The sequence below is a fragment of the Acidobacteriota bacterium genome, assembly GCA_012517875.1.
GTDB lineage: Bacteria > Acidobacteriota > JAAYUB01 > JAAYUB01 > JAAYUB01 > JAAYUB01.
On the sequence record JAAYUB010000024.1, the window covers coordinates 1 to 3,254 of the forward strand.

Consider the following 3,254-nt stretch of genomic DNA (forward strand, 5'->3'; position numbering starts at 1 on the left):
CTCGGCGCCCACCTGGGCGACGAGGTGGTGGTGGGCGCGTGGGACCTCGAGGATGAGCATCCCGGCATCGTGCTGCTTGCCGAGGTGAAGGACGCCGCGAGCCTGCGCGACATGCTGGCGGACGAGATCAGCCGCCTGAACAGCCAGACGGGGCGCGAGGTGCCGGTGATCCTGGTTGACGATCCGGCCCGGCTGCCCGCCGCCGGCGTCGAGGCCCTCTACGTCCTGGTCACCGCCGATCATCTGTTCGTGAGCAGCGCGCCCGAAACCCTGCGCCAGTGCGCCGCCGCCGCGGCCGCCGGCACGGGCTCATTCCTCCAATCCGCCTTCGGCGCCCAGATCGCCCAGTCGTATGCCGACGGCGCCGCGTGGCTGCTCGCCGCCGACCTGGCGAGCCTGAGGCTGGAGGATACGACGGCGGATCCGGCGACGCACGAGTTGCTCGGATTCCAGGATGTCCGCTACCTCGTGGTGGAACAGAAGACCATTTCGGACCAGCCCCAGTTACGTCTCGCCGTCAGCTTTGCCGGGGAGCGCCGGGGCATTCCCTCCTGGCTCGGCGAGCCGGGCGCCATGGGCACGCTGGACTTCGTGTCGCCCGACGCCTACGCTGCCGCCTGCGTCCTGGCCAAGGAGCCCCGGGCGATTGTGGACGAGCTGTTCGATATCCTCGCCACCGTCCAGCCGGAGGAACTGGAGAAGGTTCTGAAATTCGAGGACGAAACGGGTCTGAGCCTCCGCGATGACCTGGCCGCGCCCCTGGGCGGCGAGTTTCTCCTGGCCGTGGACGGGCCGGTCTTGCCGAATCCGGCCTGGAAGCTGGTGCTGCTGGTGGACGACCCCGTCCGCTTCCAGGGTTCACTGGAGCGCCTGATCGAGGCGATCAACGGCAAGCTGGCAGCGGAAGGTAAAGCGACCTTGTCGATTCGGCGCGACGAGCTGTCGGGCGGCACCTTCTACACGGTGGCGTCATCGGACAGCACCGTCACCGTGCACTATACGTTCCACGACGGCTACCTGATCATGGCCCCCGAGCGGTCGCTCATCACCCAGGCCATCGCCAACCGGATCAACGGGTACACTCTGTCTCAGAGCGCCGATTTTCAGGCGGCCCTGCCCGCGGATCGCTACACCCAGTTCTCCGCCGTGGCCTATCACAACGCGCAGAAACTGGCCGGTTCGCTGGCCGGCATCGTGCCGGAACGCGCGGGCGACATGTCGGCCGACGAGCTGCAGCAGGTGCGCGACTTTCTCCTGCAACTCAAGCCCATGCTCTTCTGCGCGTACGGCGAATCCGACCGCATCGTACTCACCGGCACCGGTTTGATGAGCCTGAACCCGGCCGAATGGGCCAAGTTCGCCAGTCCGGACCGGTTGTTGAAAGCCCGTCCGCAGTCGGGCGAGGTTCCGACCGACAGGCGACCGTGGCCGGACCGGTTGATGCATTAAATCCCTGCCAGCGGGGAGGCGGCCATTCCGGCCGCCTCCCTCGCCGGTGTTTTCAGGAGCATGCATGAGTGCCGACGACTGTGTTTCCCTTGCCTCCCCTGCGGGCTGTTCACCCCTCATCGAGATGGACGGCCTGGTGGTGCGATTCGGCGCCAAGACCATCCTCAATGAACTCACCAGCACATTGACGGGCCGCGCCATCGGACTCCTCGGGCCCAACGGCGCCGGCAAGACCACCCTGCTCCACACCCTGCTCGGCTTCCACCCGGCCCAGGCCGGCGCGGCGCGGGTGATGGGTCTGGACATCCGTCTCCAGCACCGGGAGATCCGGCGGCTGACCGGCTACATGCCTGAAAACGACAGCTTCATCGCCGGGTTCAGCGCCCTGCGCCTGACCCGGCTGCTGGCCGAGATCACCGGCCTCCCGCGCGCCGAGGCGCTGGAACGGGCGCACGAGGCGCTGACCTGGGTGGGGTTGGGCGAGGCCCGGTACCGGAAGATCGGAACCTATTCGTTCGGGATGCGCCAGCTCACCAAGCTGGCCCAGGCGATCGTCCACGGCCCGGAGCTGCTTATCCTCGACGAGCCCACCAACGGCATGGACCCGCCGGCCCGCCAGCGGATGATCCGGCTCATCCAGGAGGTGCGCGATTCCGGCCGGACCCGCATCGTGCTCTCCTCCCACCTGCTCAAGGATGTCGAGGACTGCTGCGACGAAGTGCTGATCCTGAAGGCCGGCCGAGTGGCCCACGTCTGCAACCTCGAGGCGGAGCGCCGCGCCAACCGGAAGTTCCTGGAACTGGAAATCGTCGGCGACGCGGCGCCGCTGCTGGCCATGGCGTCGGCGCGCGGCTGCGAGTGCGCCGCCGCTCCGGGGAACCGTCTCAAGATGGTCCTGCCCGAGGGCGTGGAAATCCGCGACCTGTACGTGCTGGCCGCGGAACGGGACATCCAAATCAGGCGCCTGAACTATAAGCGCGATTCCCTGCAGGATATCTTCCTGAAAGCGATGGAGAACGGCCATGGCAGTTTATAAACACAACTATCAGCCGTACGAAGGGCCGCTCACGCCGCCTCGGTTCCGCTGCCTGGTCCTCACCCGCTACGCCATGGCCGGGCTGTTCCGCTCGCGACTCTTCTTCGCGTTCTTCATCCTCTGCTTCGCCGCGCCGGCGGTGGGCGCCATCCTGGTCTACCTGCATTACAACACTCTGGGCCTCCAGATGATCGGTCAGACCATCCGGGACCTGCTCCCCATCAACGCCGACTTTTTCTTGCACGTTCTGGCAATCCAAACGGGTTTGGGGATGTTCCTCACCGCCATCGTGGGGCCGGGGCTCATCGCGCCGGACATGTCCAACAACGCGCTGCCGCTGATCCTGGCCCGCCCGTTCTCCCGCACCGAGTACATCCTCGGCAAGCTCACGGTCCTGGTGGGCTTCCTCTCGCTTCTGACCTGGATCCCCCTGCTGGCGCTCTTCATCTTCCAATGCACCATGGCGGGCGCGGGCTGGCTGTTCGCCAACGTCCGGATCGCCGTGGCGATCTGGTTCGGCTCCTGGGCCTGGATCCTGGTGCTGGCGCTGCTGGCACTGGCCTTCTCCGCCTGGGTGAAGTGGCGGCCGGTGGCCGGGTTCCTGATCCTGGGCTTCTTCATGATCAGCGCGGGCATCGCTGAAGTGTTCAACGAGATGTTGAGCACGCGGTGGGGCGTCGTCATGAACCCGGCCGAGCTGCTCAAGATCGTCTGGGACGCCCTCTTCCTCGCCGAGACAGACGCCGTCATCCCGCCCGTCTGGGCCGGC

3 protein-coding genes are annotated in these 3,254 nt (G+C 66.8%); all 3 read left to right on the forward strand.

Annotated features, from left to right (window positions below; genetic code table 11):
* Positions 1-1,449: hypothetical protein (locus tag GX414_03385; protein NLI46127.1), on the forward strand; the 1,449-nt coding region annotated here is incomplete at its 5' end.
* A gap of 64 nt (positions 1,450-1,513) precedes the next feature.
* Positions 1,514-2,485, forward strand: coding sequence for an ABC transporter ATP-binding protein (locus GX414_03390; GenBank protein ID NLI46128.1), 972 nt, complete (start codon positions 1,514-1,516; stop codon positions 2,483-2,485).
* On the forward strand, positions 2,472-3,254 hold a 783-nt coding region (locus GX414_03395), incomplete at its 3' end, for a hypothetical protein (GenBank protein NLI46129.1). The genes GX414_03390 and GX414_03395, both read left to right, overlap by 14 nt.